The sequence below is a fragment of the Pseudomonas sp. IT-P4 genome (assembly GCF_949767755.1).
Classification (GTDB): domain Bacteria; phylum Pseudomonadota; class Gammaproteobacteria; order Pseudomonadales; family Pseudomonadaceae; genus Aquipseudomonas; species Aquipseudomonas monachiensis.
On record NZ_CATKPX010000035.1, the window covers coordinates 15643 to 39870 of the forward strand.

The 24228-nt window shown below is 61.2% G+C and carries 21 protein-coding genes; 5 read left to right on the top strand and 16 right to left on the bottom strand.

The genetic code is table 11. The annotated features are described in order from the left end of the window. Positions 1-480 precede the first annotated feature (480 nt). Positions 481-3711 carry a ribonuclease E gene (gene rne, locus ACM6IT_RS16085; RefSeq protein ID WP_414918321.1) on the top strand — a complete coding sequence of 1077 codons (3231 nt, stop codon included), beginning with the start codon at positions 481-483 and terminating at the stop codon, positions 3709-3711. A 139-nt stretch (positions 3712-3850) separates the two neighbouring features. Here rne and ACM6IT_RS16090 read toward each other — a convergent pair whose 3' ends face one another. From ACM6IT_RS16090 to ACM6IT_RS16145, 12 genes are all read right to left on the bottom strand, one after another. Continuing rightward, positions 3851-4441 (bottom strand): nucleotidyltransferase family protein, encoded by a 591-nt coding sequence (locus ACM6IT_RS16090; RefSeq protein WP_414918322.1) that lies wholly within the window; start codon positions 4439-4441, stop codon positions 3851-3853. Further along, positions 4438-5421 (bottom strand): XdhC family protein, encoded by a 984-nt coding sequence (locus ACM6IT_RS16095; protein ID WP_414914913.1) that lies wholly within the window; start codon positions 5419-5421, stop codon positions 4438-4440. Before ACM6IT_RS16095 ends, ACM6IT_RS16090 begins: the two co-directional genes overlap by 4 nt. Next, complete coding sequence (locus tag ACM6IT_RS16100; RefSeq protein WP_414914912.1) at positions 5421-7742, bottom strand: molybdopterin cofactor-binding domain-containing protein; 2322 nt, start codon at positions 7740-7742, stop codon at positions 5421-5423. The genes ACM6IT_RS16095 and ACM6IT_RS16100 overlap by 1 nt, the downstream gene beginning before the upstream one ends. After that, positions 7739-8209, bottom strand: coding sequence for a (2Fe-2S)-binding protein (locus tag ACM6IT_RS16105; RefSeq protein ID WP_223541060.1), 471 nt, complete (start codon positions 8207-8209; stop codon positions 7739-7741). Before ACM6IT_RS16105 ends, ACM6IT_RS16100 begins: the two co-directional genes overlap by 4 nt. A 249-nt stretch (positions 8210-8458) precedes the next feature. Next, positions 8459-9478 (bottom strand): UDP-N-acetylmuramate dehydrogenase, encoded by a 1020-nt coding sequence (gene murB, locus ACM6IT_RS16110; protein ID WP_414918323.1) that lies wholly within the window; start codon positions 9476-9478, stop codon positions 8459-8461. Further along, positions 9475-9939, bottom strand: a complete 465-nt coding sequence (locus ACM6IT_RS16115; protein ID WP_414914910.1) for a low molecular weight protein-tyrosine-phosphatase — start codon at positions 9937-9939, stop codon at positions 9475-9477. The genes murB and ACM6IT_RS16115 overlap by 4 nt, the downstream gene beginning before the upstream one ends. Then, positions 9939-10703, bottom strand: a complete 765-nt coding sequence (gene kdsB / locus ACM6IT_RS16120) for a 3-deoxy-manno-octulosonate cytidylyltransferase (RefSeq protein ID WP_056727232.1) — start codon at positions 10701-10703, stop codon at positions 9939-9941. The genes ACM6IT_RS16115 and kdsB overlap by 1 nt, the downstream gene beginning before the upstream one ends. Continuing rightward, positions 10700-10885 carry a Trm112 family protein gene (locus tag ACM6IT_RS16125; RefSeq protein WP_003179363.1) on the bottom strand — a complete coding sequence of 62 codons (186 nt, stop codon included), beginning with the start codon at positions 10883-10885 and terminating at the stop codon, positions 10700-10702. Before ACM6IT_RS16125 ends, kdsB begins: the two co-directional genes overlap by 4 nt. Positions 10886-10909: 24 nt before the next feature. Further along, entirely contained in the window at positions 10910-11920 is a 1011-nt protein-coding gene (gene lpxK, locus ACM6IT_RS16130) for a tetraacyldisaccharide 4'-kinase (RefSeq protein WP_056727233.1), read from the bottom strand. Further along, the gene (locus ACM6IT_RS16135; protein WP_223541059.1) at positions 11920-12348 is read right to left on the bottom strand and encodes an ExbD/TolR family protein; all 429 of its coding nucleotides are present in this window, start codon (positions 12346-12348) and stop codon (positions 11920-11922) included. The genes lpxK and ACM6IT_RS16135 overlap by 1 nt, the downstream gene beginning before the upstream one ends. Then, positions 12345-12980 (bottom strand): MotA/TolQ/ExbB proton channel family protein, encoded by a 636-nt coding sequence (locus ACM6IT_RS16140; RefSeq protein ID WP_056727235.1) that lies wholly within the window; start codon positions 12978-12980, stop codon positions 12345-12347. The genes ACM6IT_RS16135 and ACM6IT_RS16140 overlap by 4 nt, the downstream gene beginning before the upstream one ends. A 98-nt stretch (positions 12981-13078) precedes the next feature. Then, positions 13079-15313 carry a DNA internalization-related competence protein ComEC/Rec2 gene (locus ACM6IT_RS16145; protein WP_414918324.1) on the bottom strand — a complete coding sequence of 745 codons (2235 nt, stop codon included), beginning with the start codon at positions 15311-15313 and terminating at the stop codon, positions 13079-13081. 135 nt (positions 15314-15448) lie between these two features. On the opposite strand from ACM6IT_RS16145, the gene ACM6IT_RS16150 reads away from it, so the two are divergent. Next, complete coding sequence (locus ACM6IT_RS16150; RefSeq protein ID WP_409078934.1) at positions 15449-15964, top strand: DUF2062 domain-containing protein; 516 nt, start codon at positions 15449-15451, stop codon at positions 15962-15964. 97 nt (positions 15965-16061) lie between these two features. Here the strand turns inward: ACM6IT_RS16150 and ACM6IT_RS16155 are convergent, their stop codons facing one another. The 4 genes from ACM6IT_RS16155 to ACM6IT_RS16170 form a co-directional block, all read right to left on the bottom strand. Then, complete coding sequence (locus ACM6IT_RS16155; protein WP_008054107.1) at positions 16062-16841, bottom strand: ABC transporter permease; 780 nt, start codon at positions 16839-16841, stop codon at positions 16062-16064. Further along, on the bottom strand, positions 16838-17770 hold the full coding sequence (locus ACM6IT_RS16160; RefSeq protein ID WP_056727238.1) for an ABC transporter ATP-binding protein: 933 nt from the start codon (positions 17768-17770) through the stop codon (positions 16838-16840). The genes ACM6IT_RS16155 and ACM6IT_RS16160 overlap by 4 nt, the downstream gene beginning before the upstream one ends. 132 nt (positions 17771-17902) lie before the next feature. Then, positions 17903-18526, bottom strand: a complete 624-nt coding sequence (locus ACM6IT_RS16165; RefSeq protein WP_409078935.1) for a glutathione S-transferase family protein — start codon at positions 18524-18526, stop codon at positions 17903-17905. A gap of 43 nt (positions 18527-18569) precedes the next feature. Continuing rightward, positions 18570-19229, bottom strand: a complete 660-nt coding sequence (locus tag ACM6IT_RS16170) for a transglutaminase-like domain-containing protein (RefSeq protein WP_414918325.1) — start codon at positions 19227-19229, stop codon at positions 18570-18572. 204 nt (positions 19230-19433) lie between these two features. Here ACM6IT_RS16170 and ACM6IT_RS16175 point away from each other — a divergent pair, with 204 nt between their 5' ends. The 3 genes from ACM6IT_RS16175 (at position 19434) to ACM6IT_RS16185 (ending at position 24200) form a co-directional block, all read left to right on the top strand. Next, entirely contained in the window at positions 19434-21881 is a 2448-nt protein-coding gene (locus ACM6IT_RS16175) for an acyl-CoA dehydrogenase (protein WP_414918326.1), read from the top strand. Positions 21882-21955: 74 nt separating this feature from the next. Beyond that, positions 21956-22363 carry a PA2817 family protein gene (locus tag ACM6IT_RS16180; protein ID WP_056727242.1) on the top strand — a complete coding sequence of 136 codons (408 nt, stop codon included), beginning with the start codon at positions 21956-21958 and terminating at the stop codon, positions 22361-22363. Between the two features lie 613 nt (positions 22364-22976). Next, positions 22977-24200, top strand: coding sequence for a type II and III secretion system protein family protein (locus tag ACM6IT_RS16185; RefSeq protein ID WP_056727244.1), 1224 nt, complete (start codon positions 22977-22979; stop codon positions 24198-24200). The last annotated feature ends 28 nt before the right edge of the window (positions 24201-24228 follow it).

A 24228-nucleotide genomic window follows, 5' to 3' on the forward strand; every position in this document is an offset into this window, starting at 1 on the left:
CACAAAGCAGAGTTTTCCACTCGTTTTGCGAGCCATATTCACGGCCAGTTCACAAAGTGCAGTCAGCTGCGAATGACCCCGAGCGAAGGCATCGGAAACAACGCCTAAATTAGCCATGATGCGTGACCTCCCCTTTCGGAGCTCACGGTAAATGCCAACCCGCTGCGGATTCTGCGCGCGGCAGCACCCGAATTATCAGGGATACGTGTAGGGTGGAGATGCACAACCGCCGGACTGTGTAGCAACAGGCTTTCTCAAGACGCTTCATCTCGTCCACAGCCGCTGGTTGATTCCTCCTCCTGACTGAGTGCTTAAGTAGCCACAGCAAGCAGGACGCGTACGTCGCGATGAAGGCCCACATTGGCCGGACTTCGCTGGACACGGGAAATGGCCAACCACTCCCGACGCACCTGACACCGACCGTGAGAAGTCGTGTGTGCCGAACGCCGTTTCCGGCAGCCCGGAAACCGACGGTACTACATGAAAAGAATGCTGATTAACGCAACTCAACCCGAAGAGTTGCGTGTTGCACTGGTAGATGGCCAGCGCCTCTACGACCTGGACATCGAATCCGGTGCACGCGAGCAGAAGAAGGCCAACATCTATAAAGGCCGGATTACTCGCATCGAACCAAGCCTCGAGGCTGCCTTTGTCGATTTCGGCTCTGAGCGCCACGGCTTCCTGCCCCTCAAAGAAATCTCCCGCGAATACTTCAAGAAAGCCCCTGAAGGTCGCGTCAACATCAAGGACGTCCTGAGCGAAGGCCAGGAAGTCATCGTTCAGGTCGAAAAAGAAGAGCGTGGCAACAAGGGCGCCGCCCTGACCACCTTCATCAGCCTGGCCGGTCGTTACCTGGTGCTGATGCCGAACAACCCGCGTGCCGGCGGTATCTCCCGTCGCATCGAAGGCGAAGAGCGCAACGAACTGCGTGAAGCCCTGAACGGCCTGGTTGCCCCGGCCGACATGGGCCTGATCGTGCGCACTGCCGGCCTGGGCCGCAGCAGCGAAGAAATGCAGTGGGACCTCGACTACCTGCTGCAACTCTGGACCGCCATCAAGGAAGCTTCGCTGGACCGCGCCGCGCCGTTCCTGATCTACCAGGAAAGCAACGTGATCATCCGCGCGATCCGCGACTACCTGCGCCAGGACATCGGCGAAGTGCTGATCGACAGCGTTGAAGCCCAGGACGAAGCCCTGACCTTCATCCGCCAGGTGATGCCGCAGTACGCCAGCAAGATCAAGCTGTACGAAGACAGCGTTCCGCTGTTCAACCGTTTCCAGATCGAAAGCCAGATCGAAACCGCTTTCCAGCGCGTTGTCGAACTGCCTTCCGGCGGTTCCATCGTTATCGATCCGACCGAAGCCCTGGTGTCCATCGACATCAACTCGGCGCGCGCCACCAAAGGCAGCGACATCGAAGAAACCGCACTGCAAACCAACCTTGAAGCGGCCGAGGAAATCGCCCGTCAGTTGCGCCTGCGCGACATCGGCGGCCTGATCGTCATCGACTTCATCGACATGACCCCTGCCAAGAACCAGCGCGCCGTGGAAGAGAAAGTCCGCGAATGCCTGGAAGCCGACCGCGCTCGCGTGCAAGTCGGTCGCATCTCGCGCTTCGGCCTGCTGGAAATGTCCCGTCAGCGCCTGCGTCCGTCCCTGGGCGAAAGCAGCGGCATCGTCTGCCCGCGTTGCAACGGCACCGGCATCATCCGTGACGTTGAGTCGCTGTCCCTGGCGATCCTGCGCCTGATCGAAGAAGAAGCCCTGAAAGACCGTACCGCCGAAGTTCGTGCACAAGTGCCGATCCCGGTGGCTGCGTTCCTGCTCAACGAAAAACGCAACTCGATCACCAAGATCGAACTGCGCACCCGTGCCCGTATCGTCATCCTGCCGAACGATCACCTCGAAACGCCGCATTTCGAAGTGCAGCGCCTGCGTGATGACAGCCCGGAAGCCGCGACCAACCAGTCCAGCTACGAAATCGCCGCTGCCGCTGCCGAAGTCGAAGAAGTCCAGCCAGCCGCCGCGACCCGCACCCTGGTTCGCCAGGAAGCCGCGGTCAAGACGGCCCCGGCCCGCGCCAACGCTCCGGTTCCGACCGAAGTGGCCGCTCCAGCCCCTGCTCCGGTTGCAGTGCCTGAGCCAAGCCTGTTCAAAGGCCTGGTGAAGTCGCTGGTGAGCCTGTTCGCCACCAAGGAAGAGCCTGTTGCTCCGGCCGTGGTTGAAAAACCTGCGACCACCGAGCGTCCAGCCCGCAACGAAGAGCGCCGCAACGGTCGCCAGCAGAGCCGCAACCGTAACGGTCGCCGCGATGAAGAGCGCAAGCCTCGTGAAGAACGTGCACCGCGTGAAGAGCGCGCACCACGTGAGCCGCGTGAAGAACGTCAGCCACGTGAAGTGCGTGAACCTCGCGAGACCCGCGAAGAAACGCCAGCAGTAGCCCGCGAAGAACGCGCACCACGCGCGCCTCGTGAAGAACGTGCACCGCGCGCTCCGCGTGAAGATCGCAAGCCGCGTGGCGAGCGTGAAGAACGCGTTCGTGAACTGCGCGAGCCCCTGGATGCCACTCCGGCTGCTCCGGCCGCCGCTACAGCTGCTACGGCTGCTACCGCTGAAGAGCGTCCAGCTCGCCAGCCACGTGAAGAACGCGCTCCACGCCCACCGCGTGAAGAACGCCAGCCACGTGCCGAACAAGCTGCCGCAGCCACAACTGAAGAAGAACTGGTCACCAACGAAGAGCAACTGCCGGAAGACGGTCAGGAAGGCGCCGAGGGCGATCGTCCACGCCGCCGCTCCCGTGGCCAGCGTCGTCGCAGCAACCGTCGCGAGCGTCAGCGTGACGCCAACGGCAACGTGATCGAAGGTTCGGAAGAGTCCGAATCCGGCGAAAACGCTGAAGCGCCAAGCACTGCTGACCTGGCCGCCGGCCTGGCTGTCACCGCAGCCGTTGCAAGCAGCGTGATCAGCGCTCCAGCCGAAGCTGAAGCCAATGTGCAAGCCGAACGCGCCACTGCCGCGACGCTCGAAGCGGCTCCGGCTGAAGCGCCAGTCGTTGAAGCGACCACTCCGGTCGAAGTCACCGCCTCGCCGGAAATCGAAGTAGCGCCAGCGCCGGAAGCTCAGCCAGCTGTTGAAGCGGCTGCCGAGCCAGCGCCAGTGGTAGAAGCTCCTGCCCAGGTTGCAGACACGGTTGTTGAAACCGTGACTGAAACCGTGCGTGAAGTTCGCGAAGAGCAAACCGCATTCAACTGGGTTGCCGAGCCAGCCGTCGCTGAAGCCGCTGCACCAGCCGCTGAGACCCAAGTGGCTGAAGCCATGGTTTCCGAGCCGGTGGTTGCCGCCGCGGAACCGGCTCCAGCGCCGGTGATTGAAGCGCCAGTCGTTGAAGCGCCGGTCGTTGCCGAAGCACCCGCTCCGGTAGTCGAAGCCGCGCCTGCCAGCGCCCTGACGCCAAGTGGCCGTGCGCCTAACGACCCGCGTGAAGTGCGTCGTCGCAAGCGTGAAGCCGAGCGTCTGCAGAAGGAAGCTGAACTGGCTGCCGCTGCGGCTCCTGCTGAAGCGGCTGTCGCTGCCGAACCTGCACCGGCCGCCGAAGTGACTGCCGAGCCGGTTGAGTCGGTGATCCACGAAGCACCGCGCTCCGTTCAGGAAGCGGTAGAGCAACACGAGCAAGCCGAGGAAAAAGAACACGAGCCTAAACCTCTCGTCTGATTCCATCGGCCAATGAAAAGCCCCGCCTGGTGATCCAGGCGGGGCTTTTTATTTCAGTAAAGATCAAAAGATCGCAGCCTTCGGCAGCTCCTACAGATGAACGACGTAGGAGCTGCCGAAGGCTGCGATCTTTATGACTTCACTCAAAAACCAATTTCTGCGGCACATCCACATCCCACAAAACCCCGGGATCATTCACCGCAACCTCAACCACCCGCCCCTGGGCGAACAACGGCTTGGCGCCGCGATCCCCCGATAGCGCCATCAACCCCGCCGCGAAGTCCCGTCCGAAGCAGACCGGATGCCCGTATTCGCCGTCCTGCACGGGCACACTGATACAGTCATCGCCAATACCTGTCACCACCTGCTCGATACTGGATGGCAGAATGAACGGCATATCTCCCAGCACCATCAACCAGCCATCGAGCTGCTTGCAGGCAGCGACTCCCGCGGCAATGCTGTCGCCCATTCCCGTCGATTCGATCAGTACAATCTCGCAGCCATAGGCCTGGGCCATGCGAATCACTTGCGGGCGGTCAGCAGTGGTCACCAGCACGCGCTTGTCCAGCACCGCCGGCAGGTTGACCAACGTGTGCTCGATGACGGACCGCACCACGCCGTCACGCCCGGTGCAATCGGCCACCAATTTATCCTTTTCGGCACCCGCCACCTGGCGAAATCGACTGCCCTGCCCCGCCGCCAACACGATGACGCCAATGGACTTGCTCATACATCCTCCCGCAGGGTTTTCTTCTGCTTCAGTTCGATGCCGTTTTTGACCGCCACGATTTCCGCCATGAGCGACAAGGCAATTTCCGCCGGATTATGACTGCCGATGTGCAAACCGATCGGACCATGCAAGCGGTCAATCGCCGATTGCGACAACCCCAGTTGAGCCAGGTTTTCCCGGCGCTTCTGGCTGTTGACCCGCGATCCCAGCGCCCCGACGTAGAAAGCCCTGGAATCCAGGGCTGTGAGCAGCGCCATGTCGTCCAGACGCGGATCATGGGTCAAGGCCACGATGGCCGTGCGCTCATCGGTCTGGATGTTCAATACCGCCTCATCCGGCATGCCCGAAACGAATCGTCCGTGCTGCTCCTCCCAGCCGTAGACGAACTCGCTACGCGGATCGCAAATCAGCACCTCGAAATCCAGCAGCCGGGCCATTTCCGCCACATAGCGCGACAGCTGCCCCGCGCCGATCAGCAGCAAGCGCCAGCGCGGACCATAGATCGCTCGCAACGTCTGCCCGTCGAACATCAACACGTCAGCTTTACCGGCCGGCTGCAAAATCACTTTGCCGGTGGTCAGGTTCAGTTCACGGGCAACGATTTCATGGGCCTCGCATCGAGCAAGTAATTGTTCGACCCAATCCCCATCGTCGATACGCTCCTCGGTCAAGCGCAAGGTGCCACCGCAGGGCAAGCCGAAACGTGCGGCTTCCTCGCGGGTCACGCCGTAGGTGATCAATTGCACCGGCGGCCCGTCAAGCCCGAGGCGCCCGTCGTGCAGCCGGGCAATCAAGTCATCTTCGACACACCCACCCGAGACCGAACCAATCACCATGCCGTCTTCGCGCAAGGCCAGCATGGCGCCGGGTGCCCGGGGCGCTGTGCCCCAGGTTTCGACCACGCTGTACAGCACCACCCGCTGACCGGCGCGATGCCATTGCAACACGCTGCGCAGGACGTTCAGATCGGCGCTGTCCATCAGGCGTCGGCCTTCTGCCAACCCGACAGCTGATAACGAACCGGCAGATTGCGAATGCGTTTGCCAGTGGCAGCAAAGATCGCATTGCACAGGGCCGGCGCAATCGGTGGCACACCCGGTTCACCCACACCGCCCAACGGCACGTTGCCCGGCGGCGTCACCAGATGCACCGCCACTTCCTTCGGCGCCAGGGACATGCGCGCCACTTCGTACATATGGAAGTTATCCTGCTGGACCTTGCCGTCCTTGAAGCTGATCTCTCCCAGCACGGCATTACCCAGACCCATGACGCAGGCGCCCTCGAACTGCGAGCGAATCCGTTCGGGGTTGATCTGCGGACCGCAATCCACCGCAATATCCGCCTTGTGCACGACCAAGGTGCCGTCGTCTTTGACTTCGACTTCGATCACCGCCGCCACATAGGTCACGAAGCTGTAATGCACCGCCAGGCCAAGGCCGCGCCCCTTGGGCAACTCACGCCCCCAACCGGCGGCTTTGGCGGCGGTCTCCAATACCGTGCGCAGGCGCGCGGTGTCGATCGGATAACGCTCGGGGGATTCGCCGTAGTTCCACTCTTCACTCAAGGTGCGCGGATCGATCTGACGGTCCGGGCCGAGCAATCTGATCTGGTACTTCAGCGGATCCTGCCCGGCCTTGTGCGCAAGTTCATCGATAAAACTCTGGATCGCGAAGCCATGGGGAATGTTCGACACCGAGCGATACCAACCCACCCGGGTATGCACCGTTGCCTCGGGGTTCTCCAGGCGAATGTTGGGAATCGCATACGCCATGTTGGTGAACCCCATGCCCAACTCGAACGCCGCCTCATGGTTCATGCCCGGCGCAAACAACGCAGTGATGCTCGGCGCCACGGTACGGTGCAACCAGCCGGACGGCAGGCCATCCTTGTTCAGGCTGGCCTTGAGATATTCGGCCGACACGGTGTGGAAGTAGGAACAGTGGATGTCGTCTTCACGAGTCCATTGCACCCGCACCGCTTTGCCGGGGAACTCCTTGGCGAGGATGGCGGCTTCGATGATGAAGTCAGGCTTGGACTTGCGCCCGAATCCGCCACCGAGCAGGGTCACGTTGAACGTGACTTTGTCGAACGACAGGCCCAGGCGCTCGCCGATCCGCTCCCGGGTGACCTGCGGCGCCTGGCTCGGCCCCCAGGCTTCGCACGCACCGTCCTTGAACCGCGCAATGGCGACCATCGGCTCCATCGGCGACTGTGACAGATGCGGCAAGTAGTAGGAGGCTTCCAGGGTGCTATCGGCGCTGGCCATGGCCTCTTCGATGTTGCCGGCATTACGCACCACCTTGCCCGGCTTGAGCGAGGCAGCTTCGAGCTCCTTGCGGTAAGCAATCGAGTCGTAGCTGGCGTTGGGGCCGTCGTCCCACTCGATTTTCAGTGCCTCGCGGCCCTTGATCGCCGCCCAGGTATTGCTCGCCACCACGGCAATGCCGCCCAAGGGTTGGAACTCCGAAGGCAACGGACGGCTTTCGATCTGCAGCACCTTGACCACGCCGGGAACTTTCATCGCCGCGCTGCCATCGAAGCTTTTGACCTTGCCGCCATACACCGTCGGCCGCGCAATGGTCGCGTACAGCATGCCGTCGACATGCACGTCGGCGCCGTACACCGCACGACCGTTGACGATGTCTTCACCGTCGATGGCCTTGGTGCCTTCCTTGCCGATATATCGAAATTCCGAAGGTTGCTTGAGTCTCAGGCTGTCGCGCGCCGGCACGGCCAAAGCGCCAGCAGCGGCGGCCAGGGCTCCATACCCCAGCTCACGACCCGACGGTTTATGGATGACTTTATGAAGTTGCGCATGGCACTCGCCGACGGACACTTTCCACTGGTCGGCGGCAGCCTGTTCCAGCATGGCCCGCGCAGCAGCACCGCAGCGACGCATCGGCTCGTACCAGTGACGCATGCTGCGCGAGCCGTCGGTGTCCTGGTTGCCGAAACGTACTTCATCGCCGGGGGCCTGCTGTACTTTGACCCTTGCCCAATCGGCCTCCAGTTCATCGGCCACCACCATGGTCAGGCTGGTGCGCACGCCCTGGCCCATCTCCGAGCGATTGCAGATCACGGTCACCGTGCCATCGGCGGCGATGCTCACATAGACTTTCGGATCGTCGACCCAACCGTGAGGCATGCCGTCGGCACCGAACTTTTTCTCTTTGTCCTCGGCAAAAGCGTCTTGCCAGCCCCAGCTCGCCGCCAAAACCAGCGCGCTGGTGGCGCCCACGCCTTTCAGAAAACCACGGCGACTAAGGTTGCTCAGGGCGAAATCATTCGGTAACCGGCTCATGCCTTGGCCTCCTTCAGGTGAGTGGAGGCCTGGCGGATCGCGGTCTTGATGCGATTGTAGGTGCCGCAGCGGCAGATGTTGCCGACCATGGCTTCCTCGATCTGCTCGTCGCTCGGGTTCGGATGGGTCTTGAGCAGCGCTGTCGCCGACATGATTTGCCCGCCCTGGCAGAAGCCACATTGGGCCACTGCCGTGTCGAGCCAGGCTTGCTGCACGACTTTGCCGATCGGGTCGGCGTGCAGGTTGTCGATGGTGCTGACATTCTGCCCGGCGACTGAACCGATGGGGGTGATGCAACTGCGTGCCGGAGCCCCTTCGATATGAATGGTGCAGGCGCCGCACAGGCCCATGCCGCAACCGAATTTGGTGCCATTGTAACCGGCCACGTCGCGGATCGCCCAGAGCAGCGGCATGTCCTCGGTGACGTCGAGTTGATGGTCTTGACCATTGAGTTTCAGGGTAATCATGGGCACGCCCGCATAGATCTTGAGTGATGGGGTCGAGCAATCTGCCGCTGGATCTCGGTGGGTCGCACGCAGATCGACTCAGGCTAATGGGCTCTCTTGTACAGACGAAAACGGTCTGCACCGGGCCTTTGGTGGAGCAAGAGTGTGCATCGTTAGCTGACTAAGTTAACCGAGCATTAACAAAAAAGCCCTGCACAATAAACATTGTGCAGGGCTTTTTGATCTGTCCTGGAAGCTTAGGGGGCGTTCTCAATAGCGGTTTGGCTCCATTTCCAGATCGACATGGAAACGCTCGGAAATGTCTTTCTGGATGCGCTGCGCCAGGTTCAGCAGTTGCAGGCCCGTCGCGCCGCCATAATTGACCAGCACCAGCGCCTGCAATTTATGCACGCCAGCATCAGCCTCACGGAACCCCTTCCACCCTGCCCGCTCGATCAGCCAACCGGCGGCCAGCTTCATCTGCCCGTCGGGTTGCGCATAGGCCACCAGGTCGGGGTATTCGCCCTTGAGTCGTGCAGCCAGCGCCGCCGACACCAAAGGGTTCTTGAAGAAGCTGCCGGCATTGCCGAGTACGGCCGGGTCCGGAAGTTTTTCGTTACGGATGCTGCAAATGGCCTGGCTGACATCGCTGGCGGTCGGATGCTCGATGCCCTGTTCGGTCAGGCGCTGACGCACCGGGCCGTACTCCAGGTGCAGATGCGCGGCGCGGTCGAGGGCGAAACGTACGCGCAGGATCAACCAGCGTCCCGGCTCCTGTTTGAACAGGCTGTCGCGGTAAGCGAAATTGCACTCCGCCAGGCTGAAGTCGCGCAGTTCGCCGCTCAGGCGATCAAGGGCAGTGAGGCCGGCGAAGACGTCCTTGATCTCGACGCCGTAAGCGCCAATGTTCTGCATCGGTGCCGCGCCGACAGTGCCGGGAATCAGGCTGAGGTTTTCCAGACCGGACAACCCCATGGACAGTGTGTGTTGCACAAAGGGATGCCACGGCTCACCGGCCTCGGCCTCAATCACCACTTTGCTGCCGTCATCGCTCAGCACGCGACTCCCGCGGGTGGCCATGCGCAGCACCAGTGAATCGATATCCGCCGTCAGCAGCAGGTTGCTGCCGCCGCCGATCACCAGCACCGGGACCTTGCGCTCCAGCCCGTAGGCCAAGGCTTCGCGCACATCGGCGTCGCTATGGGCCTCGGCAAAGAACCGGGCCTGGACATCCACGCCAAAGCTGTTGAACGGCTTGAGCGAAACCTGTGATTGAACCTGCAAACTCATAACCGTCCCTTCAATTCGATCACCAGCAAATCACTGGCGCGTTCGATCAGGTCCAGCACCTGCTCGAAGCCCTGGTCGCCGTCATAGTACGGATCCGGCACTTCATCGACCGGCGACTGGTAGCGACGCAGGAACAGGTCGAGTTCGGCCTTGCCCTTGGCCGGCTGCAAGGCCTTGAGGTTGCGCAGGTTGCTATTGTCCATCGCCAGGATCAGGTCGTAGGTGGCGAAATCGGCACGGCTGACTTGCCGGGCGCGCTGGGCGGACAAGTCATAACCGCGCAGCTTCGCCGCTGCCTGACTGCGCTTGTCCGGCGCCTTGCCGACATGCCAGTCACCGGTGCCGGCGGAGGCCACTTCAACTTGATCGGCCAGGCCGGCCTCGCGCAGTTTATGCCGCAGCACGCCTTCGGCCGTGGGGGAACGGCAGATGTTGCCCAGGCAGACAAACAGAACCCGCATCACGCCTCCAGCAGGCGACGAACGCGCTCAAGGTCTTCAACGGTATCGACGCCGGCTGGCGGCGCGATCAGTGCGTCGGCCACGTGGATCCGCACGCCGTGCCACAGGGCACGCAGCTGTTCCAGGCACTCGGTGTTTTCCAGCCAGCATGGGCCCCAGCTGACGAAATCCTGGAGGAAACCGGCGCGGTAGGCATAGATACCGATATGGCGGCGATACGGCACACCTTCGGGCAACTGCTCAGGGTTCACGGCGAATGCATCCCGCGCCCAAGGCAAAGTGGAACGACTGAACGTCAGCGCCAGGCCATTGAGGTCGCTGACGACCTTGACCACGTTGGGATTGAACAGGGTGTCCGCGTCTTCGATCGGCTCGGCCAGGGTGGCCATGCGCGCTTCGGCGTGGGCCGCCAGGTTGGCGGCGACCTGATCGATCACGCTCGGCGGGATCAGCGGCTCGTCGCCCTGGACGTTGACCACGATGGCGTCGGGCGCCAGGCCCAGCTTCATCGCGACTTCGGCCAGGCGATCAGTGCCGGAGTTGTGGTCTTCACGGGTCAGTACCACTTCGGCACCAAAGCCTTTGCAGGCCTCGACGATGCGCGCGTCGTCGGTGGCCACCACCACACGCCCGGCGCTGCTTTTACTCGCCTGTTCCCAGACATGCTGGATCATCGGCTTGCCGGCGATCAGCAGCAGCGGCTTGCCCGGCAGGCGGGTGGAGGCGTAACGCGATGGAATGACGACGGTAAAGGCTGTGGTCATTTATCCAGGCGCTCGTCGGTGGTCAGGGTGCGCGCTTCGGATTCGAGCATCACCGGGATGCCGTCGCGAATCGGGTAGGCCAGGCCTGCACCCTTGCTGATCAGCTCGGTCTTGTCGGCGCTGAGCTTGAGCGGGCCTTTGCAGACCGGGCAAGCGAGGATATCGAGCAATTTGGTGTCCATGAGCATTCCCTGGAAAAAACGGAGTTAAGGCAACAAACGAGCCGGCAGCAGGCGCATCAACTGTGTGTCGAACCAGGCCACGAAGGCCGGCGACGGCACGGCATCGACCGCCAGGTACCACCAGTCGGCGGCGGCAAAGGCACGGCATTTCACCGCGTCCTTTTCCGTCATCACCAACGGCAATGACGGCGTGAAATTCAACGCCTGCACGCTGTATTCGGCGTGGTCGGCAAACGCATGTGGAACCGGCTGCCAGTGTAGCGTTTCGAGGGTCTTGAAGAAACGTTGCGGATTGCCGATGCCGGCCACCGCGTGCAGGGCCTGGCCGCTGGGGAAGTAGTCAAGGGGACGTCGTTCGCCGCTGCGCAGGTTGACCAGCGCGGTGGGTTGCAACTGGAAGGCAAATCCATCATCTCGGTCAGATGCGGCACCATTGTAGAGCACCGCGTCGACGCTTTGCAGACGCTCGACCGGCTCACGCAATGGCCCGGCAGGCAGGCAACGGCGGTTGCCCAGGCCGCGGGCGGCATCGATCAGCACCAGTTCCAGGTCACGGGCCAGGCGGTAGTGCTGCATGCCGTCGTCGGACAGGATCAGGTCCAGCGGCTCGCTGGCCAGCAAGGCTTTGACGGCATTGCTGCGATTGGGGTCGATCATCAGCGGCACGCCTGTGCGCTGGACGATCAGCAACGGCTCGTCACCGGCGACGTCGGCGCTGTGCTCGGCCTCGACCCGCCATGGCAATTGCGGCGGTTTGGCGCCGTAGCCCCGGCTGACCACGCCGACCCGCAGGCCGCTACGCTGGCAGTGGTCGATCATCCACAGAATCAGCGGCGTCTTGCCGGTGCCACCCACAGTGATGTTGCCGACCACGATCAGCGGCACCGGCGGCTGATAGATCTCGCCCTCACCCGCCAGAAAGCGCTTGCGCTTGTTCATGACCACGCGCCGGTACAACCATTCCAGCGGCTGCAGCAGTTTCAGGGCCGGATGACCTGCGTACCACGCGGCGAGCAATCGATCGGACATGGCCATCAGGGCGCCGGGGGCGCCGCCTCGATGGTGGTCATGCGCAAATGACTGAAGCCGAGCTTGCCGGCTGCATCCATGGCTGTCACCACGGACTGATGCGCAGTCTTGCCGTCAGCGCTGATGGACAGCGGTCGGCTGGTGTCGCCATTGGCTTCTTTTTGCAGCGCGTCCATCAGCGAAGCCAGGTCGCTTTTCGGCAAAATCCGGTTGTTCACCGAGAACACGCCGTCGGCGCTGATGGCGATGTCCAATGACTTGTCCTGATCGTCGGCCGGCGCGCCGCTGACGGCTTCCGGCAGATCGACGCGTAGCTGGGTTTCACGGGTGAAGGTGGTGGTCACGACAAAAAACAACAGCAGGATGAACACCACGTCGATCAGCGACGCGAGGTTGATGTCCACCGTTTCCCGTGGTTTGCGGCGGAATTTCACGCTTTGCCCTCGGCCAGGTCCACGTCGCGGTCGCCCTGCACTACCTCGACCAGTTTGATCGCTTCCTGCTCCATCCCTACCACCAGCTCATCGATCCGGCGTTGCAGGAATCGATGGAAGAATACCGCCGGGATACCGACCATCAAACCGGCGGCCGTGGTGATCAGGGCCTTGGAAATACCACCGGCCAGCACCGAAGCGTTGGTGGTCATGCCACTGCCGGTAAACGCGCTGAAAATATCGATCATGCCCAGCACGGTACCAAGCAAGCCCAGCAACGGGGCCATGGCAGCAATAGTGCCGAGGGCGTTGATGTAACGTTCCAGATCGTGGATGACCCGCGCAGCAGCCTCTTCGATGCACTCTTTCATGATCTCGCGACCATGCTTGGAGTTGGCAAGGCCCGCGGCGAGGATCTCACCCAGCGGCGAGTTGGCGCGCAGTTCCTTGAGTCTGTCTTTGTTGAGTTTCTTGTCCTTGATCCAGACCCAGACCTGCCCGAGCAAGTGCTCCGGGGTCACGCGGCTGGCCCGCAGGGTCCACAGACGCTCGGCAACGATCGCCATGGCCGCGATGGAACTCAAAATGATCGGCAGCATCATCCAGCCGCCGGATTTGACCAATTCCCACACAGTGACAGCCCCCTCGAAAAAGTGCGCCACTCTAACATAGGGGGTGCAAGCACCGAAGACCGTGATGTCGCATCCGGTCGTGCCTTTATAATGCTCGTTTATGGGTTCAAGGGCGGCGGATCGCGCCAGAAACGCCGTTCCTGGCGCATTGACCACGGCGGCTCGAAGCGTCCCAGTTGCAGACGAATGGCACCCTGTTCGACGCTGTCGTAGATCGCCATTCCACGTTTTTGATAACGCGCGATGACCGTAGGATGCGGATGGCCAAACGAATTGCCTTGCCCGCGAGAGATCAGCCCCCCTTTGGGTTGCAGGACATCCAACAGGGCATTGGACGACGAACTGCGACTGCCGTGGTGTGGCGCCTGCAGCCAATCGGTGGGCCGGGCCAACGCGCTGTCCAGCAGGGCTCTTTCGGCGGCGGCATCGATGTCGCCACTCAACAGCAACCGTTCACCATTGGCTTCGATCAACAAGACACAGGAGTTCTGGTTGCTGTCGCCGGCCAATGGCCAGTGCCAGAGCTGGAAATCGACATCATCCCAGGTCCATTGCCGACCGCTCTCACAGCTCCCGGCTTGCAATTGCGCAGGCAAGTCTGACGGTTCACCACTGACCACCTGTTTCACCGGCAAGCCCCTGGCAATCGCCGGGGCACCGCCGGCATGATCGGCATGGGCGTGGCTGATCAGCATCATGTCGAGCCCCTTCACCCCCAGTTTGCGCAATGCCGGCAGCACCACCCGCTCCCCTTGGTCGAGTTCACCGAAACGCGGGCCGGCGTCGTACAGCAACGTGTGATGCCGAGTGCGCACCAGGATTGACAAGCCCTGCCCCACATCCAGTTGCCAGACTTCGGCCATGCCCTCCTGCAACATCGGCCTGGGCAAAAAAACCAGCATCAACAGCATGGGCCAACCTAACGGGCGCATCGGCAAGCCTCGCGGCAGCAATAGCAAAAAGGCGCCAATGGCACCGATTACCCAAGCCCATGGCGGGATTGCCGCGGGCACCCACGCGGGAACCTGGCCGGAGACGAGCCCCAACGCCCTGAACCAGCCATCGATCAGGCCACCGGCCAGCCACAGCAACTTCTCACCCACGTAAGGCACCGGCAGCAACAGTGTCCCGAGCAACGCCGGCGGCAGGACCACCAGACTGATCCAGGGCACCGCAAATAAATTGGCCAGCGGCCCGCTGAGACTGATTGGCAACCCCAGCGCCAGTAACAACGGACACAGACCGATTGCAATCAGCCACTGGGCACGGGTCCAGGTCTGCCACCAGCGCCAAGGCCCCAAACGTCCGCCGAAGGTCAATATCAAGACTGCCACGGCCGCGAAAGACAGCCAGAAACCAGGCTGGAGACTCGACAGCGGTTCCAGCAGCAATATGCCGTCGAGTGCCAGCAACAGTGGCCACCATGCACCGAGATGACGGAACCGCAGACGCCACAACAACACCATTGCAATCATCAGGCAGGCCCGCCGCACCGGCACCTCGAAACCGGCCAGCATCCCGTAGCCGAGCGCAGCGGCGAATGCCAGGCTACACGCCCAGGGCAACCATGGCAGACGGTTCGGCCATAACCCGAAGCGGGCCAGGCCGGCGATCAACAGATACACCACGCCCGCCAGCAATCCGATGTGCTGCCCGGAAATCACCAACAGATGCACCGTGCCGGTGTCCTGCAATACCTGCCAGTCTTCGCGGCTCAGCCCGGCGCCGTCCCCGAGTACCAATGCCGTCAACGCGCCGCTTCGCCCTTGGGCATCCACCGCCAGCAAACGCTGGCGGATGGCATCGCGCCAGGCCCATCGGGCTGGCGCAAGGCGTTCGCCCTGCTTGATCGTCCCGATGGCCCCGATGCGTTGCGCCAACAACCAGGCCTGATAGTCGAAGGCCTGCGGATTGAGGAGCCCGACCGGGCGCTTCAACTTGACGGCCAGCCGCCAGCGCTCGCCACCGCTCACCGGCGGTCCGCCATACCAGGCCAGGCGCATTTGCCGCGGCAGCCGGGTCCGTCGGGACTGGATGTCGGTCAATTCGAAACGCACGACGCCATCGTCCTGCCGGGGCAAGCCCGTGACCCGGCCTTCGACCCAGCGGGTTTCTCCATCCAGCGCCGGCGGCAACCGGTCATCCAGCGCCCACTGCGCATTCGCGCAGGCCCAACTCAAGCCGAACAGATAAAACGCCACCGGATAGGTCCTGAACGGCAGCAACATCAGACCCGCCACCGGCATCGCCAGCCACAACCAGACCGGCGGTAATACCGGTAAAAAACGCAAGGTCAACAGACCCAGCGCCAGCGCCATCATCCCTGTGCGCATAAGCCCGTCCTTGAAAGTCCCCTCCAAGGCTTAGCCCGCCCATCGCGCCAGCGCCGTTATTAATTGTCACAAAGTCTGAATGGGTAGTTCATGGAATCCAGACATACTTGCCGCCTTGACCGACCGAGAAGCCTTATGCCCCGGCGCTTATTCAAACGTTACATGCCAGACCCGATGAGTATCAGGGAACACAAATCCTTACGCTTTCTCGGCACGCTGCTGCATGACCCGAACCTGTGGCACCTCAACCGCCACTCCGTTGCCCGCGCCATGGCGGTGGGCCTGTTCGCCGCGTTCCTGCCGATCCCGATGCAGATGCTGCTGGCGGCAATCCTCGCCATCATCGTGCGTGGCAACATGCCGATTGCCGTGAGCCTGGTCTGGCTGACCAACCCGATCACCATGCCTGCGGTGTTCTTCTGCACCTACCAGACCGGCGCCTGGCTGATGGACGTTCCCACCCGGCAGTTGCCGGACTCACTGACCTGGGAATGGATCAGGGGTGAAATCTCGACCCTGTGGCAACCGTTTCTGCTGGGTTCGGTAGTGACGGGGCTCGCACTTGGAGCACTGGCCTACTTCCTGGTGATGATGTATTGGCGCTGGTGGGTGGCCAGGCAGTGGAAGCGGCGCAAGAAAAGCCGGATGTGAGAATGCAGAACGGCCTCCACTTGGGAGGCCGTTTTTTTTCGGTGGCTGGGCTGACGCCATCGCTGGCAAGCCAGCTCCTACAAGGGTTTGCTGCGGGTCAGGTACGCATCCCGCGTCCACTCACCAGCAACCGCGCACTGCCGAGATACAGCACCACGGTCGCAACCAGCATGAAGGCGATGGCCACGCTGATGCGGATATCCGAAACGCCAAGGATGCCGTAACGGAACGCGTTGACCATGTGCAGCACCGGGTTGGCCAGGGACACGGTCTGCCAGAACGGCGGCAGCAAGGTGATCGAGTAGAAGACCCCGCCCAGGTAGGTCAGTGGCGTCAGCACGAAAGTCGGAATAATCGAAATGTCATCGAAGTTGCGCGCAAACACGGCGTTGATGAAGCCCAGCAGCGAGAAGATCGTCGCGGTCAGCACTACCACCAGAATGGTCACGCCCAGGTGATGCACCTGCAAATGGGTGAAAAATAGCGACAGCAGAGTCACGATGATCCCCACCATCAACCCGCGCAGCACACCGCCCAGGGTGTAGCCGATCAGAATCGTGTGCGGCGACAGCGGTGAGACCATCAGTTCTTCAATGGACCGCTGGAACTTGCTGCCGAAGAAACTCGACACCACGTTGCCGTAGGAGTTGGTGATCACCGACATCATGATCAGTCCCGGCACGATGTACTCCATATAGGTGAAGCCACCCATGTCGCCGATCTGCCGACCGATCAGATTACCGAAGATCACGAAGTACAAAACCATGGTGATCGCGGGTGGCAGCAGGGTCTGCGGCCAGATCCGGGTGAAACGCCGGACTTCACGGTAAACGATGGTGTTGAGGGCAACGAGGTTGGGGCGCAGCTCGGAACTCATACTGCCACCTTCGACAGATTTTTCTCCACCAGGGACACGAACAACTCCTCAAGGCGATTGGTTTTGTTACGCAGGCTCTGTACTTCGATGTTCTGCTGCGCCAACTGGGTGAACAGCGCGGTGATGCCCATGGACTTGTCCACCTGGACTTCCAGGGTGTGGCTGTCGATCAACCGGGACGGGTAGCCGAGCAACTGCGGCGCCACTTGCAACGTGTTCTTCATATCCAGCAGGAAGGTTTCTACATGCAATTGGCTGAGCAACTGCTTCATGCTGGTGTTCTCGACGATGGTGCCGTGGTCGATGATGCCGATGTTGCGGCACAGCTGTTCAGCCTCTTCCAGGTAGTGGGTGGTGAGGATGATGGTGATGCCTTTCTGGTTCAGCTCGGTGAGGAAGCTCCACATCGAACGACGCAGTTCGATGTCCACCCCGGCGGTCGGTTCGTCGAGGATCAGCAGGCGCGGTTCATGAACCAGCGCGCGGGCGATCATCAGGCGACGCTTCATGCCGCCGGACAGCGAGCGTGACGGCACGTCCTTCTTGTCCCACAGGCCGAGCTGGGTCAGGTACTGTTCGGCGCGTTCCTTGGCGATTTTCGCCGGGATGCCGTAGTAGCCGGCCTGGGTCACGACGATGTCGAAGGTCTTTTCGAACTGGTTGAAGTTGAATTCCTGAGGCACCACGCCGATGGAGCGCTTGAGCTGCGCGGGATTCCTGTCCAGGTCGTGACCGAAGATATTCACCGTGCCGCTGGTCTTGTTCACCAGGGTCGAGAGAATGCCGATGGTCGTGGATTTGCCGGCGCCGTTGGGGCCGAGCAAGGCGAAGAAGTCACCTTCGGCGACATCCAGATCGATACCACTCAGGGCCTGGAAACCGTTGCCGTAGGTTTTGGTTAGCTGCCGGATGGACAGAGCGGAACTCATATCTGATTTACGCACCAAGAAGGGAAGAAAGGAATAAGTATGGGCGGCGGCTAACAATACAACCGCAGCGAACTGGCACAATGGTGCTTGTCGCCGCCACACAAGTACAGTCAAGCGTGTCGATAGTGAGTATTAAGTCAACGCGGTCATGACCGCCTTTTGATACGCCGGACGCTGTTTCAACCGCGCGTACCAGGCCTCCAGATGAGGTTGCGGTGCACGCTCGATCGGCATTTCGAACCAGGCATAAATGAAACTGCCCAGGGGAATGTCACCCATGCCGATCTCATCTCCGGACAGGTAGGGTGTGGCGGCCAGCGCCTGATCGGCCATCGCCAGCAACGTGTCGCATTCCTTGATCGCCGCCTTGATGGCGGGCCAGTCCTGCTGGTCTGCCGGGGTACGCAGCACACCCCAGAACACAGTACGGAACGGGCCGGCAAAGCTCGAGGTGGTCCAGTCCATCCACTTGTCGGCAGTGGCGCGGGCCTTTGGATTTTTCGGGTACCAGGCCGTGTCGTCAGCATGCAAGGCCATCAGGTAACGCACGATGGCGTTGGATTCCCACAACACAAAACCGCCGTCTTCAATGACAGGCACGCGACCATTGGGATTCATGGCGCGGTACTCGGGCGTATCGACGACACCAAAGGCGCCACCGGCATCGATAGCCTCGTAGGCCAGCCCCAGTTCTTCGGCGGCCCACAATGGCTTTCTGACATTCGACGAGTTTTTCCGACCCCAGATCTTCAGCATGACCGCCTCTTTTTCGGTAAGTGGGCAGGCAGCATACGCCGGATCAGGCGCGACTCAAATCGCTCTGCATGTCGCCCAGCAGCGGTTGCTGTTGCTCACCGAACAGGTGCGGATAGCACTTTTCCAGGTGTTCGAAAAAGAACGTTTCAGGTACGTCGGCGAACTGGCCGTGATCGACGAGGTACTCCATCAGCTTCGCGCCATCGCGGTTGAAGGGATGGAAAACGCTGTCGTTGACCCCGTCGAATTCCAGCGGCGCCACATTGAACAGGTCGCAGAGTTTGCTGTTGAACGCTGGTGTCGCCTTGACCCAGCGATCCTGCAAATAGAATTCGGTGTAGCCATGCATGGCGAACATGTCGCTCTTGAGCAATTCGAGCAGCCGTGGCGTCGACAGATGATTGCGCACATCCGCCAGGCCGATCCGTGCGGGAATCCCGCAATGCCGCGCCGCACCTGCCAGCAGCGTGGCCTTGGGCACGCAGTAACTCTCACCGGTCGCCAGCGCATAACTGCCGCGCAAGGTCTGCGGATCGCGACTGAACGTGTACGGGTTGTAGCGCACCGCTTCGCGCACGGCGTAATAGAGACTGATCGCCTGCTCCAGCGGATCGCGACTGACGCCACGGTGTTGTTCGGCGAACTCCACGACGGACGGATGGTCACTATCGATGAAGCGGCCGGGACTCAGATACTCGTGCATCAGAATAATCTCCTGGGGAAGCCTTGAGTCTAACGAGAGCTTCAGCACAGAGATAACGACGTTTCGGCCAAACATGGGCGCTTTGCCGCTTGCTCGATGAACGCTTTTCCCACGATTCCAATCACATCGCTCCAACCAGCCTGTTTCGCGGATGCCGTCTAAGCTCTGTGGGCTGGTTCGCCCTGGTTTCACGGAGGAATGAATATGCTGTTGTTGTGGATACTGGTTCTGCTGGTCGCAATTGCCTATTTGGCTCACCGCCGCATCGCCCCGATGCCCGCCCTAATCATCGTGGCCGTCTATGTCGTGGCCATGGGCGCTTTCAGCCGCGCGCCGGGCTGGTTGCTGTTGGTTTTCTGGGTGTTGATCGCCGCCGTCGCAGCCCCCCTGTTGCTGCCCGACCTGCGCCGCAAATTGTTCAGCGCGCCGATGTTCAACTGGTTCCAGAAAACCCTGCCGCCGATGTCGCAAACCGAACGCGATGCCATCGACGCCGGCACGGTCTGGTGGGACGGCGAACTGTTCAGTGGTCGTCCGGACTGGAACAAACTGCTGTCCTATCCCAAGGCGCAATTGAATGAAGAGGAACAGGCCTTCATCGACGGGCCGACCGAAACACTCTGCGCCATGGTCAGTGAATGGCAGCTCGGTCAAACCATGGACCTGCCGCCGCAAGCCTGGACCTTCATCAAGGACAACGGCTTTTTCGCCCTGATCATCCCCAAGGAGTTTGGCGGCAAAGGCTTCTCCGCCTATGCCCACTCGCAAGTGGCGATGAAACTGGCGAGCCACAGCGGCGACCTCGCCTCCACCGTGATGGTCCCCAACTCCCTCGGTCCGGCCGAACTGTTGCTGCATTACGGCACCGACGAACAACGCAACCATTACCTGCCCCGCCTGGCGCGCGGCGACGACATCCCGTGTTTTGCCCTGACCGGTCCGCTGGCCGGCTCCGACGCCGGCGGCATGCCGGACTCCGGGGTGATCTGCAAAGGTCAATGGGAAGGCCAGGAAGTCCTCGGCCTGCGCCTGAATTGGGAGAAGCGCTACATCACCCTCGGCCCGGTGGCCACCCTCCTCGGCCTGGCCTTCAAGGCCTACGATCCGGATCACCTGCTGGGCGACAAGGAAGACCTGGGCATCAGCCTGGCGCTGATTCCGACCGACACCGCCGGTGTCGACATCGGCCGTCGGCATCTGCCGTTGGGCGCGGCTTTCATGAACGGCCCGAACTCGGGCAAGGACGTGTTCGTCCCCCTGGAGTTCCTCATCGGCGGCCAGGAGATGCTCGGCAAAGGCTGGATGATGCTGATGAACTGCCTGTCGGTCGGGCGTTCGATTTCCCTGCCGGCGGTGGGCACCGGCATGGCCAAGTTCACCAGTCTGGTCACGGGCCAATACGCCCAGGTTCGCGAGCAGTTCAATGTGCCGATTGCTTCGTTCGAAGGCATCCAGGAAGCCATGGCCCGCATTGGTGGCAATGCCTGGATGATGGACGCCGCCCGCATGCTGACCGCCAATGCGGTCGATCTGGGCGAGAAACCGTCGGTGCTGTCGGCGATTCTCAAGTACCACCTGACCGAACGCGGCCGCGACTGCATCAGCGATGCCATGGATGTGCACGGCGGCAAGGCGATCATCATGGGGCCGAACAACTACCTCGGTCGCAAATGGAACGGCGCGCCGATTTTCATCACCGTCGAAGGCGCGAACATTCTTTCGCGCAACCTGATGATCTTCGGCCAGGGCGCTATTCGCTGCCATCCCTTCGTGCTCAAGGAAATGGCCCTCGCCGGCCGTGAAGACAAGGATCAGGCGCTCAGGGAATTCGACGACCTGCTGCTCAAGCACATCGGTTTTGCCGTGGGTAACGCCGCCAGTACGCTGGTGCTCAATCTCGGTTTCGGGCACCTGGAACACACACCGGGCGACAAGCTCAGCCAGGGTTATTTCCGTGCCCTCAACCGTCAGGCCGCTGCATTCGCCCTGCTCGCCGACCTCAGCATGATGTTGCTGGGCGGCACACTGAAACGTCGCGAACGCCTGTCCGCACGACTAGGCGATGTCCTGAGCAACCTTTACCTGGCCTCGGCCGCACTCAAGCGCTACAACGATCTCGACTCACCGCAGTACATGACACCACTGCTGAGCTGGGCCATGGAAGAAAGCCTGGGCCAGGCGGAACGGGCCATGGATGAACTGCTGAGCAACTTCCCGAACAAAGTCGCAGGCTGCCTGTTGCGAGTGATCGTGTTCCCGTTCGGTCGCCGACACAAAGGGCCATCGGACAAACTCGGTGCCGAAGTTGCCGGGGTAATTGGTCGCGCCAAAGGCGACCCGGCACTGGAGGAAGTGCTCCTGGGTTGCTACCGCCCGCAAGCGAGCGACGATCCGGTCGGTGCATTGCAGCACGCCTGCGATCTGTTGAGCGCCGCACAGCCGTTGCAGAAGAAGTTGCATGTGGCACTCAAGAGTGGCCAGGTCAAACCGGTGGCCGGCGAGTCGGTGATCGATGCCGCCCTCGAAGCTGGCGTGTTGCAGCCGGTGGAAGCCCAAACCCTGCGCGAAGCCGAAGCGGCCCGGCGCAAGGTCATCGATGTCGATGACTTTGACCAAGAGGCCTTGGCGCTGGCCGAGGGAAAAGTCCGCTGATCCCGTCAAGCATGTAAAAACGGGCGCGGGCGCTTTATACTCCCGCGCCCGTTTTGCTCTTGAGGACTTATCTCGTGTCCAACATCGTTGCCGATCATCTCGTTTTACTCGACCACCTGCGCAGCATCCTGGTCGCCGTAGGTGAGGCCGAGCAGGTTCCCGAAGAAAGCCATGCCTTGTTCCTTGAGCGCTTCGACGAACTGCTGGCGTCACTGCCGATCGAGCCGATCGAAAGCCAATACCTGGGCCAGGACATCCTGACTCAAGTCATTTCCCGTTATCCGCAAATCGCCCACCTGATTCCACGGGATCTACTGTGGTATTTCGCCGGTGACTGCCTGCACTACTTGTCCGATGAAGAAATCGACCTGTATCAGGCACTGGAAGAACGCCGCTTCGAAGCTGAACAGAACGACGAACCTTTCGACTGGAACCAGGAAAAGCAACTGCTGGCGCTGTCGAACCAGGACAGCAAGCACTGATTGAAGATCATTGATGCCAAAGGCCCGCATGCTTGAGTATGCGGGCCTTTTTTATTGCCTTGAGCGTAACCCGCCAGTTTCAGGCAACCGCACCGTGCTGCGACCTTGCCCGCCCCCCTCACCCGCCTGCCTGAATCCAGCCTTTGCATCAAGGGTTTTGTTTAAATTCATGGCACTTTGGTTTGATTGAACTACCTTCAAACTACAAGAAGTCATAACGGCTCGAGTTTCCACGTTAGCTTCAGTGATCAGATAGCGGATTGGCAAAAGGAGTTACCTCACCATGATCCTGGCAAGCGTTTTCCGGCTCTGTTCCTGTATTGCCGATTTGTTTCAGGGGAAACCAGGACAGCAGACAGTGCCATCCCCAGGCGCGGGTATCGCTCTGGCGCGCAGTCCAGGTTACCGAATCACTGAAAACCGTTTCAGCAAAGGTCGCTCGCTATCCAGCCAGATCAGCGAATGGCGCCCGCTCGTGTGTAGTACGCAAGGAATAACGCCTGGGCCATGGATGAGTGGTCTGGCGCATTGGGGGGGATAGTCCGATCCCCATGAAGTGATCCGAGACAACTCTGTCAGCCTAAAGATGGCCTATCCAGCGAGGATGTACTTGATGAGCTTTCGTACCGAGCCCGCTTTCAAGCGAATTATCCATGGCCTGTTCTGGATGGGCCTCAGCGTGGATGCGGCTCAGGCCGCGCCAGCCAATTGCCCGCAGCTGGACAATTGGCCGACAACGTACGAGGTCGGTCAGGGACTGCAGAATGAACTGCGCAGCCCCGTTCCGGTAACGCAACTGGCGGTGGGTGACCCGAAAATTGCCGACGTGCAACCCAGCGGCAACAACGCGTTCATTCTCACGGGCATTGCACCGGGAACCACCAGCCTGATGGTCTGGACCGCCTGTTCGAAAACGCCGCGCCAAAGCATGGTGTTCGTCAAGGGCAAGGCCACGTCGGCGCTGACCAGCGTGCCGTCGGTGCCTTCCGACGACCCGCTGCTGCCGAGCCAGGTGCAGACTGATGTCCGCTTCGTTGAAGTCAGCCGGACCAAGCTCAAGGAAGCCTCCGCCTCGATTTTCGGCGTCCGGGGCAACTGGCTGTTCGGCTCGCCGAGAACCTTGCCCACCATCGGCGGCATAGTCACGCCGGCGATACCGGTGAGAAACGACCAGTTCAACCTCACGTTTGCTACCGGCAGTACCTTGGTGGCGATCAACGCGCTGGAAGGCAGCGGTTTCGCCTACACCCTGGCGCGACCAAGCCTGGTTGCGCTCAGCGGGCAGAGTGCGAGCTTTCTGGCCGGCGGTGAAGTACCGATTCCAGTGCCCAGTTCAGGCAGCGATAACGTGTCCATCGAGTACAAGGAATTCGGTATACGCCTGACCCTGACGCCGACCATCGTCGGGAAAAACCGTATCGCACTGAAGGTGGCGCCGGAAGTCAGTGAACTGGACTTCACTAACGCCGTAAGCATCGCCGGCACGATAGTCCCGGCCCTGACCGTGCGCCGTACCGATACCAGCATCTCCCTGGCCGACGGCGAAAGCTTCGTCATCAGCGGCCTGATCAGCACCCACAACGACTCCCAGGTGAACAAGTTTCCGGGGTTGGGCGATATCCCGATTCTGGGCGCGTTTTTCCGCGACAACACCATCAACCGTGAAGAGCGCGAACTGCTGATGATCGTCACCCCGCATCTGGTCCAGCCATTGGCTGCCGATGCACCACTACCGTCATTGCCTGGCGAGCAGCTGCGCAATTACGACCCGAACTTCTATCGCATGTTTTTCCTGGAAAATGGCGACTTCGACAGTCTCAGCGGGCTCTCGCAATGAAACGAAGCCTGAACCGCACTGACCTCGC